Origin of the sequence: Novosphingobium colocasiae, assembly GCF_014652555.1 — a bacterium.
Lineage (GTDB): Bacteria > Pseudomonadota > Alphaproteobacteria > Sphingomonadales > Sphingomonadaceae > Novosphingobium > Novosphingobium colocasiae.
The window spans coordinates 67,253-81,685 of the sequence record NZ_BMZA01000003.1 but is presented as its reverse complement, the minus strand read 5'-3'; the positions used below and the strand labels follow the sequence as shown (position 1 = coordinate 81,685).

Sequence of the window (14,433 nt, the reverse complement as noted above, 5' to 3'; positions counted from 1 at the left end):
CTACCAGCGGACTTCGAATTTGTTGCGAAGGTAAATGGCCAGACCGTTCATCGCCATCAGGAACATCAGCAGCACGATGATGGCGGCCGAAGTGTTCTCGACAAAGGCGGTGTCGATCTGATCCGACCACAGGAAAATCTGCATCGGCAGCACGCTCGACGGATCGGTCAGCCCGCCCGGCGGGGTGGCGACGAAGGCGCGCATGCCGATCATCAGCAGCGGCGCGGTTTCGCCCAGCGCGCGGGCCATGCCGATGATCGTCCCGGTGAGGATGCCCGGCAATGCCAGCGGCAACACGTGGTGGAACACCGTCTGCACCTTGCTGGCCCCCACCGCCAGCGCGGCGTCACGGATCGACGGCGGGACCGCCTTGATCGCGTTGCGCCCGGAAATGACGATGACCGGCATCGTCATCAGCGCCAGCGTCAATCCGCCGACCAGCGGCGAGGAACGCGGCAGCCCGGCCGTATTGATGAACACCGCCAGCCCCAGCAGGCCGAAGATGATCGAAGGCACCGCGGCCAGATTGTTGATCGACACTTCGACCCATTCGATCCAGCGGGTGCGCGGCGCGAATTCTTCCAGATAGAGCGCGGCCAGCACGCCCATCGGGAAGGCGATGGCGATCGTCACCAGCATCGTCAGCAGCGAACCCTTGGCCGCGCCCCAGACGCCCGCCATGTGCGGATCGGTGGAGTCCGAGCCCGACAGGAAGCTCCAGTTGAGCCCTGAAAGGCCGTTCTTGGCCATGATGACCAGCAGCAGCGCCAGGAAGCCAAGCGAGAGGGCGATGGCACCCAGCCCCAGCAGCCGGAACCGGCGTTCGGCCGCGTTGCGCCGGGCGATGCGGCGCAGCGCCGCCGGGGTCTGCCAGCGGGGATTACTCATAAGCTTCCCGGAAGCGCTTCACCACGCGCAGCGCGATGATGTTGAGGATCAGGGTGACGACGAACAGCACCAGCCCCAGCGCGAAGGCGGACAGCGTCTTGGGGTTGTTGAATTCCTGGTCGCCGGTCAGCATCTGGACGATCTGATAGGTCACCGTGGTCATCGAGGCGAAGGGGTTGGCCGACAGATTGGCCGAAGCGCCGGCGGCCATGACCACGATCATGGTTTCGCCGATGGCGCGGCTGATCGCCAGCATGACGCCCGCAACGATACCGGGCAGCGCGGCGGGCAGCAGCACTTTCTTGATCGTTTCCGACCGGGTCGCGCCCAGCGCCAGGCTGCCGTCGCTCATCGAGCGGGGCACGGCGGCCAGGCTGTCGTCCGCCATGGAGGAGACGAAGGGGATGATCATCACCCCCATCACCAGCCCCGCCGCAAGCGCGCTTTCGGTGGACGGGTTATTCATGCCGATCCACGCCGCGAAATCGCGCACCTTGGGTGCCACCGTCAGCGCGGCGAAATAGCCGTAGACCACGGTCGGCACCCCGGCGAGGATTTCGAGCAGCGGCTTGAACCAGCCGCGCACCCGACGGGTGGCGTACTGGGTCAGATAGATCGCGCTCATCAGGCCCAGCGGGATCGCCACGAACATGGCAATGATCGCGCCGATGTAGATCGTCCCCCAGAACAGCGGCACCGCGCCGAAATTGGCGGAAATATCGCCGCCGTGGGCATTGGCGGGCGACCAGTGCGTTCCGGTCAGGAACGCGAGGGGAGAGACGTCCTTGAAGAACAGCCCGGCTTCGAACACCAACGAACCGATAATGCCCACCGTTGTCAGGATCGCCATCAGCGATACCACCAGCAGGACGGCCATCACCACCCGTTCCACCCGGGTCCGGGCGGGAAACCCGGCGCGCACGCGGGTCCAGGCGTGGGCACCGCCGGCCAGCGCGCAGATCAAGACCAGCAGGGCCCCGATCGTGCCCCACTTGCCTTCTGCGACGCGGATCGGATCGGCCAGCCGCGCAGACAGCGGATCGAACGCGAACACCGAAGGATCGGCCGCAATCGCCCGCGCTTCGGACAGGATCGCGGCGCGCTGCATATCGTCGGCCGGCAGCGCGGCGGCGGCAGGATCGGCAAGGATCGATCCGTTTACCAGCGTCGGCATCGCTACCGACCATACTCCCCAGGCGAGCAGCCCGGGCAGTACGATCCACAGCGCGAAGTGCCAGCCGTGATAGACCGGCATCGAATGCATCGAGCCGCGCCCGGCATAGAGCAACCGCGCCTTGTTCCGGGCGAAAGTCCAGCCGGCCAGGCCCAGGGCCAGAACGGCCAGAAGAACTGCGCTCAGGATCATGCGGGGTGCTCTTGCGGCTTTCCGGCAGACTTACTTCAGCGTCGAGGGATCGAGCGCGGTCATCGACTTGACGATCTCGGCCGACTTGGCCTGAACGTCGGCCGGCGCGATCACCATGCCCTTGGCCTTGAGATAGCCGGTCGGCCCCCAGGCCTTCGCCCATTCGTTGACGTAGTCCTGCAGGCCCTTGATCGGTCCGAGGTGCTGCTTTTTCACGTAGATGTACAGCGGACGGGCACCCGGATAGGAGAAGTCCGAGATCGAGGCATATGTCGGGACGACGTTGTTGAGCGGAATGCCGATAAGGCTGTCCGGGTTCGATTCAAGGAACGAGTAGCCGAACACGCCGATCGCCTTGGGGTTCTGCGAAATCTTCTGGACGATGAGATTGTCGTTCTCGCCGGCATCGACATAGGGACCATCCTCGCGGATGTCCTGGCAGGTCGCCTTGTACTTGTCCTCGTCGCTCTTCTTGAGCGCTTCCATGGCCGGATCGGTCTTGCAGCCGGCTTCAAGGATCAGTTCCTTGAGCGCATCGCGCGTCCCCGAGGTCGACGGGGGGCCGTAGACAAGGATGGGTTCAGCAGGCAGCGAGGGGTTCACGTCGGCCCAGGTCTTGGCCGTGTTGGGCTTGCCGAACGGGTTGGCCGCCAGCGCCTTGTAGATGTCCACCGGGGTCAGCTTGAAGCCGGGGCCCGTCTTGGCTTCGGCGAAAGCGATGCCATCGATGCCGACCTGGACTTCGACGATCTCCTTGACGCCGTTCTTCTGGCAATCCTCGAACTCGGACTTCTTGATCCGGCGCGAGGCGTTCTCGACATCCGGGAACGAAGCGCCGACGCCGCCGCAGAACAGCTTCATGCCCGCGCCGGTGCCGGTCGATTCGATCACCGGGGACTTGCCGCCGCCCGCCTTGGCGTAAGCTTCGGCAACCGCAGTCGCGAACGGATAGACCGTGGAAGAGCCGACCGCGTGGATATAGTCGCGCGCGCCGCCGGACGAACCGCCCGAGCCACCGCAGGCGGTCAGGGCCAGCGTGGAAACCGCAGCCAGAACGATTGTCGCATTGATCTTCATTGTCATCACCCCTTGGGCTTGTTTGAACAGCGCCCTATTGGGAGTTGATGACATTTCCATGACAAGCGTGTGACATTCGCCAGTTGCCGGGAAATTGTCAAAAATCAGTCGCAAATGTCATAAATGTCACGCAACCGTCATACAACGGCCATATCGGGCGTGCCCAACAGCAATCTTTCGACACAGATTGCGATTGATCGGAGCACTACCCCATGCGCAGCTTGCTGGCCAGCACGGCAATCGTTTCAAGCTTTTTCGTCAGCGCACCCGTCGCGTGGGCAGGGGCGACGCCGGCCGAAAAGGAAAATGCCGCACTGCGCGCCGAGATCCAGGCCCTCAAGGCGCGCCTGGAAGCGATCGAAGCGCGAATCGGCACGACCGAAAGCCGCATCGGTACTACCGAGGCTTCGGCCAGCGCCGCTAACGATGCCGCGCAGCAGGCCCAGCAGCTTGCCCAGGCCGCCCAGAAGACGGCCGATGCCGCAAAGAACGCCAAGCCAGCCGTCGCCATCGGCTGGAAGGGCAGCCCGCAGTTCACGCAGGATGACAAGGCGTTCAAGGTCAAGGGCCGCATCCAGGCCGACGCGAGCTACGTCTCCGCTCCCGGCGCGCTTCAGGACCGAGGCCTTGGCTTCAGCAGCGAGATGCGCCGCATCCGGCTGGGCGGCGAAGGCAGCCTGGGCGCAGGCTTCGGCTACAAGCTGGAACTGGAACTGTCCGACAACTCGGTCGATCTGGTCGATACCTTCGTCACTTACCGCAAGGGCTCTTGGCTGGTGCAGTTGGGCAACCAGAATCCCGCCTGGTCGCTCGACGAGCTGACCGGCGACACCTCGGGCAGCGTGATGGAGCGCGCCGCCTTTACCGATGCCTTCAACTTCGAGCGCCGGCTGGGCGTACAGGTCCAGTATGCCAAGGGGCCGATCATCGTCCAGGGTGGCGTGTTCACCGACTCCATCGGTGATCTTGCGAACAGTTCCGATGGCGTGAAGGGCGGCGACGAGAACAACAGCTACAGCTTCGACGGCCGGCTGGTCTATGCGCCCAAGTGGGGGAATACCCAGTTCCACTTCGGCGCATCGGCACACTGGCGGCGGCTGGGGCGGCTTGACGAATCGGCCACCCAGTATCGCCAGCGCCCTTACATCCACGGTTCCAACACCCGCCTGATCGGCACGGCGGGGCTCAAGGTGGATACCGAACTCAACTACGGCGTCGAAGTGGCAGCGTTGTCGGGCCCGTTCTGGGGCGTCGGCGAATTCCACGTGATGCGCCCCAACCGCGTGACCGGCCCCACGCTGAACTTCCGCGGCGGCTATGCCGAGGTCGGCGCGTTCCTCACCTCGGGCGATACGCGCGGATACAAGGGCGGGATCTTCGTGAACAACGCGCCGGCCCATCCGATGGGCGGCGGCGGCATGGGATCGATCCAGGTCGCGCTGCGCTACGACTACCTCGACCTCGACGACCGCGACATCGTAGGCGGCAAGCAGAACGGCTATATCGCCGCGCTGGTGTGGTCACCGATCCAGTATCTGCGCTTCAACGTGAACTACGCGCTGATGAGCTACGACAACGCCGTCGCCCTGCCTTCGGGCAAGCGCAGCTATGACGCGAACGTGGTGGGCACCCGGTTCGAACTGGACTTCTGATCGGGGGCGCTGCGTCAGGTGGACGACGAGTCCTGCCGATGGGTTACCCCGTTATCGGTGCGCTTCAGCCAAAACCTGATTTCCGGACACGCCAGCTTGCTGTCGTTGGCGACTTTGTTCAGAAGTCGAAAATGGGCTGGAGAATAATCGTTGCGGGGACATTTGGCCTGCTCCTGGGCTGGGGGGCACGGTATTACGTTGACACCGATTCCTGCCTCGATGCGGGCGGCCGTTGGGAAACGCGCGGAAGTTACTGTTACGGCGCTCGCGCCGCAGATTGATCCCGCTTGCCACAACTTTTCTGGTCCATAGCCAGCCTTGGGCACCCCCGGAACCGATCGTTCAATCGAAACGGCCTAAACGTCCACCCCCACCGCCTCAGCCCGCGGGCCCGTCGCGAAGCGGCAGCATCAGCGAGGCGGAGGTGCCGTTGCCCAGCCGGCTTTCAATATCGAACCGGCCGCGATGGCGTTCGACGATGTGCTTGACGATTGACAGCCCCAGCCCGGTGCCGCCGGCGGCCCGGCTGCGGCTGGCGTCGGCGCGGTAGAAGCGTTCGGTGATGCGGGGGAGATGCTCCGGGGCGATGCCTTCGCCGTGATCGCGCACGCAGACCAGCACCCAGCCGGTCTGCGCCGCTTCGATCGAAACCTCCACCGGGCCGTCAGGGCCGCCATATTTCAGGGCATTGTCGATCAGGTTGCGCAGCACCTGTGCCAGTTGCCCGCGATCGCCCGAAAGCGGCGCGCTGTCGCAGTTGGTGTGAAGGGTAACGTGCGAGCCGTCGCGGAATTCGCCGACCACCTCGCGCGCCAGCGGCACCAGATCGACCAGATCGGCCGGCACTTCATGCTTGACCGCCTCGATCCGCGAGAGCGACATGAGGTCCGAAATAAGCGCCTGCATGCGCTGCGCCTCGTGCCGGATCGTGCCGAGGAAGCGTTCGCGCAGGGCTTCGTCACCGCCGGCCTTGGGGTTCATCAGCGTTTCGACGTAGCCGATGACATTGGCCAGCGGCGTGCGCAGTTCATGGCTGGCGTTAGCGACAAAATCGGCGTGCGACTTGGCGACGCTGACTCGTTCGGACAGATCGTAGAGGCTGACCAGCCGACTGCCGTCGCCCAGCACCCGGCAATCGACCTCCCACAGGCTGCCGCCCACCGCCAGCCCGGATATCCGCGCCGTGCCGCCCTCTTCGCTGAGGATCGCGGCGACTGCCTTAGGATCACGGATGGCGATGCGCACATCCTGGCCGATGATATGCGCGCCCAACAGCGCCGTGGCGGCGCTGTTGGCGAAGCGCACCTGTCCGCGCGCGACCACCATCGCCGGCGTCTTGATATGTTCCAGCAGGTGAACGCCATCGGTGGCCATCATCGCGCAACTTTCGCATTCGCTTCGGGTAGGGTGACTTCGGGGTAATCCCCTGCGCAAAACGCAGCCGAACCCCTCTCAGCGCCAAGCACTTAATTACGACAGCAATATGACGATCCGGCAGAAAAATCGCGCCGGGCACGCCCGGCTGTTTGCTGCACTTGCGAGCGCGTCGCGGGTAAGTTACCAATGCTATCTCCAGACTGCATGAAAACGATTGCATCGGCAGTTTTGCGCCTGCCTAGGAAGGGCACTCCGTGGTCAAGTTCACATCGAACCGTCTGTTGCTGTTCGGCGCCACCGGTGATCTGTCGCGGCGCATGCTGCTGCCTTCGCTCTGCGCGCTCAACGCCGAAGGGCTGCTCGATCCGCAGATAGAGATCATCGGCACCGCGCGGTCGGAGATGGACGATCAGGGTTTCCGCGCCTTCGCCCGCCAGTCGCTGGAGCAATTCCTCCCCGCCGAACGGCGCGGCGGGCTGGCGACCTTCCTCAATCGGCTGACCTACCAGCCGCTCGACGCCACCGATCCCAGCGGCTTTGCCGCGCTGGCCGAAAAGGTGGGGAAGCCCGAACAGGGCCTGTCCATCTTCCTGTCCACCGCCCCCAGCCTGTTCGAGCCGACCATCCGCGGCCTCGCCGCTAGCGGCCTGGCGAACGAGCGTTGCCGGATCGGGTTGGAAAAGCCGCTCGGCACCGACCTGGAAAGCAGCAAGCATATCAACGACGCGGTCGCCTCTGCCTTCCCGGAAGACCGCATCTTCCGGATCGATCATTACCTCGGCAAGGAAACCGTCCAGAACCTGCTGGCGCTGCGGTTCGGCAACCTGCTGTTCGAACCGTTGTGGAACGCTGCCCACATCGATCATGTCCAGATCACTGTGTCCGAGACGGTCGGGCTGGAATCGCGGGTCGGCTACTACGACGATTCCGGCGCGCTGCGCGATATGGTGCAGAACCATATGCTCCAGTTGCTGGCGCTGCTGGCGATGGAGCCGCCGGTCTCTTACGATGCCACCAACGTGCGTGACGAAAAGGTCAAGGTGCTGCGATCGCTGCGGGCCGTTGCCGACGGGGAAACCGTGATCGGGCAGTATCGTGCCGGTGCCATCGCCGGGCAGGCGGTGCCGGGCTACGACGAGGAGCTGGGCAAGCCCTCGAACACCGAAACCTTCGTCGCCATCAAAGCACATATCGATAACTGGCGCTGGAAGGGCGTGCCGTTCTACTTGCGCACCGGCAAGCGCATGCCCCGCCGCACGACCGAGATCGTGGTCCAGTTCCGCCAGGTGCCGCACTCGATCTTTTCCGGGCGCGGCGCGCGCACGGTGCCGAACCTGCTGGTCATCGGCATCCAGCCCGAAGAGAACATCACCCTGTCGCTGATGGCCAAGGTGCCGGGGCTCGATCGCAACGGCTTCGCGCTGCGCAGCGTTCCGCTCGCCATTACCATGCCCGACGCTTTCGCCGGGCCGCAGCGCCGTATCGCTTACGAACGGCTGCTGCTCGATCTGATCGAGGGTGACCAGACGCTGTTCGTCCGGCGCGACGAGGTGGAAGCCCAGTGGACGTGGATCGATGCGATCCGCGCGCTGTGGGCCGAGCAGCAACTGGAAGCCAGGACCTATACCGCCGGCAGTTGGGGCCCTTCGGCCGCCATCGCGCTGGCCGAACGTGACGGCATAAGCTGGCACGAATGACGCGGATCGGGGGTTATGCCCGACACGCCCAACCAAGGCCCGGCGGCGGGCCCGCCTATCGCGTTGCCGCAGGAGTAATCGCATGAGCCAAACCGCCCCAGCCGTGCTGCGCGTGACCGAGCGGATCGAGACACGCTCGAAGGATTCGCGCGCGCGCTATCTCGGCATGATCGCGCGCGAGGCGGATCGCCATGCCGATCGCGGGTTTCTGTCGTGCTCCAACCTGGCGCACGGGTTCGCCGCCGCCGGGCCCGACAAGGCGGCCATCGCCGGCATGCGCGGCCCCAACATCGCCCTGGTTACCGCTTACAACGACATGCTTTCCGCGCATCAGCCCTATGGCCGCTATCCCGAACGGATGAAGCTGTGGGCGCGCGAAGTGCGCGCGACCGCACAGGTTGCGGGCGGCGTCCCGGCGATGTGCGACGGGGTGACGCAAGGGTTTGCGGGCATGGAGCTGTCGCTGTTCAGCCGCGATGCCATCGCCATGTCGACCGCCATCGCGATGAGCCACGCGATGTTCGACGGCATGGCGCTGCTCGGCATCTGCGACAAGATCGTGCCGGGGCTGGTGATCGGCGCGCTGAGGTTCGGGCATCTGCCCGCGATCTTCGTGCCTTCGGGGCCGATGCCCAGCGGCATCTCCAACAAGGAAAAGCAGCAGGTCCGCCAGCTTTACGCCGAAGGCAAGGCCAGCCGCGAGGAACTGCTGGCGAGCGAAAGCGCCAGCTATCATTCGGCCGGCACCTGCACCTTTTACGGCACCGCCAACTCCAACCAGATGATGATGGAACTGATGGGGCTGCACATCCCCGGAGCCGCCTTCGTCCCGCCCGATACACCGCTGCGCAACGAGATAACCCGCGCCGCCGTCCACCGCTTGGCGCAGATCGGGCGCAAGGGCCACGATTACCGGCCGATGGCGCAAGTGGTGGACGCCAAGGCCATCGTCAATGCCTGCGTCGGCCTGCTGGCCACCGGCGGATCGACCAACCACGCCATTCACCTGCCCGCGATGGCGCGCGCCGCCGGGATCCTGCTCGACTGGGAGGATCTCGATGAACTGTCCGCCGCCGTTCCGCTGATCGCGCGAGTCTATCCCAACGGGTCTGGCGACGTGAACCACTTCCACGCCGCAGGCGGCATGGCCTGGGTGGTGCACGAACTGCTCGGTGCCGGGTTGATCCACGGCGATGTGCTGACCGTGGCGGAGCATGGCATGGCCGCTTACGCGCAGGAGCCGTTCCTGGAAGACGCCACGCTGGCCTGGCGACCCGCCCCCAAGACCAGCGGCGATGACACGATGCTGCGCACCGTGGCGCATCCGTTCCTGGCCGATGGCGGGATGCGGCTGGTGCAAGGCAATCTCGGCCGGGCGACATTCAAGACCAGCGCAGTCGATCCCGGCCGCTGGACGATCGAGGCCCCGGCCCGCGTGTTCGACGATCAGGAAAGCGTGACCGCCGCCTTCAAGGCGGGCGAACTGGATCGCGACGTGGTCGTCGTCGTCCGCTTCCAGGGCCCCCGTGCGAACGGCATGCCCGAACTGCACAAGCTGACCCCGCCGCTCGGGGTGCTGCAGGATCGCGGCTTCAGGGTCGCCCTTGTCACGGACGGGCGCATGTCGGGAGCCAGCGGCAAGGTTCCCGCCGCCATCCACGTCACCCCCGAAGCGCTGGCCAAGGACGGCAAGCCCGGCCCGCTCGCCTATCTGCGCGATGGCGATATCGTGCGGCTTTCGGCCGAGGACGGAACGCTGTCCACCACCGCCGACCTGTCCGCCCGCGATCCGGCACCGGCACCGGTGGCGGACGTCGGCATGGGGCGGGAGCTGTTCGCGATGTTCCGGCTGGGCGCGGGCGGGGCCGAACAGGGCGGCTCGGCCATGCTGGAGGCTGCGGGGCTATGACGAGCGCTATCGCCCAGGACGCAACGCTGCCCACCGCCATCGCGGGCGTGACCGAGTTGGTCGCGGTGGATATCGGCGGGACGCACGCCCGCTTCGCGTGCGCCAAGATCGCCGCCGATGGCGCGATCCGGTTGGACGAACCGGTTACCCTCCACACCCGCGATCATGTGACCTTCGAAAGCGCCTGGGAAGAGTTTCGCGTGCGCAGCGGCGGGGCGCTGCCCGATGCCGTGGCGATGTCGATCGCCGGGCCGGTCGGCGGCGTGGTCATTCGCTTCACCAACAACCCGTGGATCATCCGCCCCGATGCGATCGGCGCGCGGCTCGGCTGTGCCCGGCAGACGCTGGTCAACGATTTCGCCGCCGTCGCCCATGCCGTAGCGCGCGCGGGGCCGGACGATTTCGTGCACCTGACCGGGCCCGATGCGCCGCTGCCCGAAAGCGGCACGATCAGCGTGATCGGCCCCGGCACCGGCCTGGGCGTTGCCCATCTGCTGCGGGTGGACGGCCACTACCACGTCCAGGCGACCGAGGGTGGCCACATCGATTTCGCCCCGATCGACGCCATCGACGATGCGATCCTGGCGCGCTTGCGCTCGCGGCACACGCGCGTTTCGGTGGAGCGGGTGGTATCGGGGCCCGCCATCGTCGATATCTACCAGACCCTTGGCGCGATCGAGGGCAAGGCGCTGCAAGACCTGGCGGACATCGGCATCTGGCAGTCCGGGGCCGAGGGCACCGACCCGCTGGCCAGCGCCGCGATCGACCGCTTCTGCCTGTCGCTGGGCAGCGCGGCGGGCGATTATGCGCTGGCGCAGGGGGCCGGCGCGGTCGTCATCGCCGGCGGCCTTGGCTATCGCATCCGCGAGACGATCCTCGCCTCCGGCTTTGCCGAACGCTTTTGCGCCAAGGGCCGCTTCGCCGCGCTGATGGCGGCGATCCCGGTCAAACTCATCATCCACCCGCAGCCCGGCCTGTTCGGAGCCGCCGCTGCGTTTGCCAGGGAACACCTGCCATGAACGATCTTGCCCGGTCAGTCGAAAGGGTGATGCGGCTTGCTCCGGTCATCCCGGTGCTGGTGATAGAGGATCCGGACCATGCGCTGCCGATTGCCGAGGCGCTGGTCGCGGGTGGCCTGCCCGCGCTGGAGGTCACCCTGCGCACGCCCTGCGCGATCGATGCGATCAAGGCGATGAAGCAGGTGCCCGGCGCGGTGGTGGGTGCCGGGACGGTGTTGAACCCGGATGACCTGGCGCGGGCGCTGGATGCCGGGGCGGAGTTCATCGTGTCCCCCGGCCTGACCCCGGCACTGGGCCAGGCGGCGGTGGAGAGCGGAGTGCCCTATCTTCCGGGCACCGCCAATGCCAGCGACATGATGCTGGCGCTGGACCTGGGCCTGTCACGGCTCAAGTTCTTCCCCGCCATGGCGAACGGCGGCGTCCCGGCGCTCAAGGCGATTGCCAGCGCCTTCGGGCAACTGCGGTTCTGCCCCACCGGCGGCATCACCCCCGCCAATGCCCCCGAATGGCTGGCGCTCGACGCGGTGATCTGCGTGGGGGGGAGCTGGATGGTGCCCAAGGGCAAACCGGACATCGCCCGGATCGAGGCCGATGCCCGGCTGGCCGCGCAACTGCTGGACAAGGAAAAGGCGCTGTGAACGGACCTGAACTCCACACCATCGCCGGTCTCGACGCGCGGTTGCAGGAACTGCACAAGCTGACAGCGCAGACCCCGACGTACAACCCGGTGTTCCAGCTTGGCCTGGAACTGTCGCGCAAGCTGGAAAGCGGCGAGATGGGGCTGGATGCGGTGGAATCGCTGGTCTCCGAGCTGGAGTGCGAGGGCCTGCGCGTGCGCGCCGCGCGGCTCGACCGGCTGGTCCATCCGATGCCCCCGGCCGACAACGATGCCCGGATCGACGCTGCGGCCGACGAGGACGACTTCACCGCGTTTGCGGTGCGCTGGCAGCGGCCCGCCGCGCACGTGGTGTTCACCGCGCACCCGACCTTCCTGCTCTCCGCCGCACAGTCCGAAGCGGTAACGCACGCCGCGTCCAGCGGGGACTTTGCAGAAGCCACCGTCTGCGCCGCCTCGCCCGCGCGGGACACCATTACTCTCGATTACGAGCATGCCGCCGCGATGGCGGCGATCGCCCGGGGCCAGAAGGCGCGCGACCGGATCAACGAACGGCTGTTCTCCATCGCCGCCGCCCGCTTTCCCAAGCGCTGGAAAAGCCTGCAACCGATGCCGGTGCGCTTCGCCCACTGGGTGGGTTACGACATGGACGGGCGCACCGATATCTCGTGGTCCACCTCCATCCGCTACCGGCTTGAGGAAAAGGCAATGCGGCTGGCGGGCTATGCCGCCGCGCTGAAGCCGATCGAGCCGGAAATCGCCACCCGCCTGGAACGGGCGCACGCGCATACTGCCGAAATGGCCACGTTGTTCGCCGGCGATCTGGCTGCGCCCGAAGCGCTGTCCGCCGCCGCCAATGCTTTGACCGCCGCCCATCCGGACAAGCTCACCAGCCTGACCGGTGTGATCGCCGAGCTGGAGGAGGAAGCGCGCCACGGCGGGCCGGAGGTCGCCCGCGCCCTGCTGGTGATCGCCGCCGCGATGCGGGCCGATGGGCTGGGCATGGGGTGGATACATTTCCGGGTAAACTCATCCCAGCTCCAGAACGCGATCCGCCGCCGCATCGATCCGGACGGCACGCTCAACCTTGCCAGCCAGGCCGCGCTGGTGCGGATGCGCGAGTTGCTGGCCGAAGTGAAGCCGCTGCGCTCCAACTTCGCGGCGCTGGCGATCGAGAACAGCACGGCCGTGCGCCAGTTCCTGGCGATGGCCCAGATCCTTGGCCACATCGATGCCGATGCGCCGATCCGCATGCTGGTGGCCGAATGCGAGGAGCCGACGACGATCCTTGCCGCGCTCTATTTCGCGCGGATGTTCGGCATCTCCGACAAGGTCGACGTATCGCCGCTGTTCGAAACCGAAAGCGCGCTGGAACACGGTGGCCGCTTCCTGGAGGCAGTCCTCGCCGAACCGGCCTATCGCGAATATGCCAAGCGGCGCGGCCGCGTATCGATCCAGACCGGCTTTTCCGACGCCGGCCGCTTCGTCGGCCAGATCCCCGCCAGCCTCGCGATCGAACGCCTGCAGGGCCGTCTGTCCGAAGCGATGGTCGGTGCCGGGCTGACCGACGTGTCGGCGCTGATCTTCAACACCCACGGCGAATCGATGGGGCGCGGGGCCCACCCGTCCAGCCTGTCCGATCGCTTCGCCTGGCCGCTTTCGCCTTGGGCCCGCCGCCGCTTCCTGCGCGCCGGCATCCGGCTGGAGCCCGAGGTATCGTTCCAGGGCGGCGATGGCTACTTGTGGTTCGGATCGGACGAACTGGCGCTGGCGACGATCACCCGCATGGTCGAGGAGCCGCTGTGGAGCGCCGATGTCAACGCGCCGACCGACCTGTTCTATCGCCGCACCGATCTCAGCCTTGATTACTACCGCGCCATCCGGGGCGTCCAGCACGCCCATCTCGAAAGCCGCACCTATTCGCGCGCCATCACCGCTTTCGGGCTGGGTCTGCTGAACGATACCGGCAGCCGCAAATCGCGGCGGCAGTCCGATATCGCGGCCGACCGGACGATGAGCCTGCGCCAGATCCGCGCCATTCCGCACAACGCGATCCTGCAGCAACTGGGTTATCCGGTGAACGTGATCGCGGGCGTCGGCACGGCGGCGGACGGCAATCGCGAGGAACTGGCCCACATGCTGCGCGAATCCGCGCGCGGCCGCCAGATCATCCGGCTGGTCCGCGCCGCCAACGCGGTCGCCTCGATCAAGACCATGGCGGCCTTCGGCGAACTGTTCAATTCCGCCTACTGGGCCAGCCGCCCCTACCGCGGCGACGAGCAGCACATTTCCGACGCCTGCCAGAAGCTGGCCGAGTACCTGACCGGCGATGATCGCACGGGGGTGTTCCGCCGCCTCGTCTCGCGCCTCAGGATCGACGCGCTCAAGCTGCACCAGTTGTTCGACCTGATCCCGGACGAGAGCCCCCCCGCCGATCGCGAGCATACCCGCCGCTCGATGGGCGTGCTGCAGGCGCTGCGGCTGGCACTCTACCAGCACATGTTCCTGCGCACGGTGATGGTGCCAAGCTTCAGCCGCGCGAACGACATCAGCCGGGAGGACGTGCTGGAGATGTTCTTCTCGCTGCGGGTGGACGATGGCTTGGCCCAGTTACGCCGCGCCTTCCCCGTCCACTTCCCGTCGATCGACGATTTCAGCGTGGACGAGCCAAGCGACTATCCCGATTCCCACGCCACCGGATACGGCCGCATCCATGCCGATTTCATCGATCCGATCGCGCGCAGCAACGCCCTGTGCCTGCGCATCACCACCGCCATCGCCAACGAGTTCGGCGCGCACGGGTAACACCCCTTCGCCCCCATGGACTTGCCC

The 14,433-nt window shown here is 66.3% G+C and carries 10 protein-coding genes; 6 read left to right on the top strand and 4 right to left on the bottom strand.

From position 1 onward, the window contains the following. From pstA to IE122_RS06530, 3 genes are read right to left on the bottom strand one after another with little or no spacing between them, the layout of a single operon-like run. Positions 1 to 888, bottom strand: a complete 888-nt coding sequence (gene pstA, locus IE122_RS06540) for a phosphate ABC transporter permease PstA (protein WP_189620316.1) — start codon at positions 886 to 888, stop codon at positions 1 to 3. Continuing rightward, positions 881 to 2,254 carry a phosphate ABC transporter permease subunit PstC gene (pstC, locus tag IE122_RS06535; protein WP_189620315.1) on the bottom strand — a complete coding sequence of 458 codons (1,374 nt, stop codon included), beginning with the start codon at positions 2,252 to 2,254 and terminating at the stop codon, positions 881 to 883. The genes pstA and pstC overlap by 8 nt, the downstream gene beginning before the upstream one ends. Before the next feature lie 30 nt (positions 2,255 to 2,284). Next, positions 2,285 to 3,331 (bottom strand): substrate-binding domain-containing protein, encoded by a 1,047-nt coding sequence (locus IE122_RS06530; protein WP_189620314.1) that lies wholly within the window; start codon positions 3,329 to 3,331, stop codon positions 2,285 to 2,287. 212 nt (positions 3,332 to 3,543) lie between these two features. Between IE122_RS06530 and IE122_RS06525 the strand changes: the two genes are divergently transcribed. Then, positions 3,544 to 4,983, top strand: a complete 1,440-nt coding sequence (locus tag IE122_RS06525; protein ID WP_189620313.1) for an OprO/OprP family phosphate-selective porin — start codon at positions 3,544 to 3,546, stop codon at positions 4,981 to 4,983. Between the two features lie 378 nt (positions 4,984 to 5,361). Here IE122_RS06525 and IE122_RS06520 read toward each other — a convergent pair whose 3' ends face one another. Continuing rightward, entirely contained in the window at positions 5,362 to 6,357 is a 996-nt protein-coding gene (locus IE122_RS06520) for a sensor histidine kinase (RefSeq protein WP_189620534.1), read from the bottom strand. Positions 6,358 to 6,614: 257 nt separating this feature from the next. Between IE122_RS06520 and zwf the strand changes: the two genes are divergently transcribed. The 5 genes from zwf to IE122_RS06495 all read left to right on the top strand — a co-directional run bounded on the left by zwf (position 6,615) and on the right by IE122_RS06495 (position 14,406). Beyond that, a complete protein-coding gene (zwf, locus tag IE122_RS06515; RefSeq protein WP_189620312.1) occupies positions 6,615 to 8,057 on the top strand; it encodes a glucose-6-phosphate dehydrogenase in 1,443 nt (480 codons plus the stop codon). 82 nt (positions 8,058 to 8,139) lie between these two features. Continuing rightward, positions 8,140 to 9,966 (top strand): phosphogluconate dehydratase, encoded by a 1,827-nt coding sequence (gene edd, locus IE122_RS06510; RefSeq protein ID WP_189620311.1) that lies wholly within the window; start codon positions 8,140 to 8,142, stop codon positions 9,964 to 9,966. Next, positions 9,963 to 10,985 (top strand): glucokinase, encoded by a 1,023-nt coding sequence (locus tag IE122_RS06505; protein WP_189620310.1) that lies wholly within the window; start codon positions 9,963 to 9,965, stop codon positions 10,983 to 10,985. Before edd ends, IE122_RS06505 begins: the two co-directional genes overlap by 4 nt. After that, positions 10,982 to 11,623 (top strand): bifunctional 4-hydroxy-2-oxoglutarate aldolase/2-dehydro-3-deoxy-phosphogluconate aldolase, encoded by a 642-nt coding sequence (gene eda, locus IE122_RS06500; RefSeq protein WP_189620309.1) that lies wholly within the window; start codon positions 10,982 to 10,984, stop codon positions 11,621 to 11,623. The genes IE122_RS06505 and eda overlap by 4 nt, the downstream gene beginning before the upstream one ends. Beyond that, positions 11,620 to 14,406 carry a phosphoenolpyruvate carboxylase gene (locus IE122_RS06495; protein ID WP_189620554.1) on the top strand — a complete coding sequence of 929 codons (2,787 nt, stop codon included), beginning with the start codon at positions 11,620 to 11,622 and terminating at the stop codon, positions 14,404 to 14,406. The genes eda and IE122_RS06495 overlap by 4 nt, the downstream gene beginning before the upstream one ends. The last annotated feature ends 27 nt before the right edge of the window (positions 14,407 to 14,433 follow it).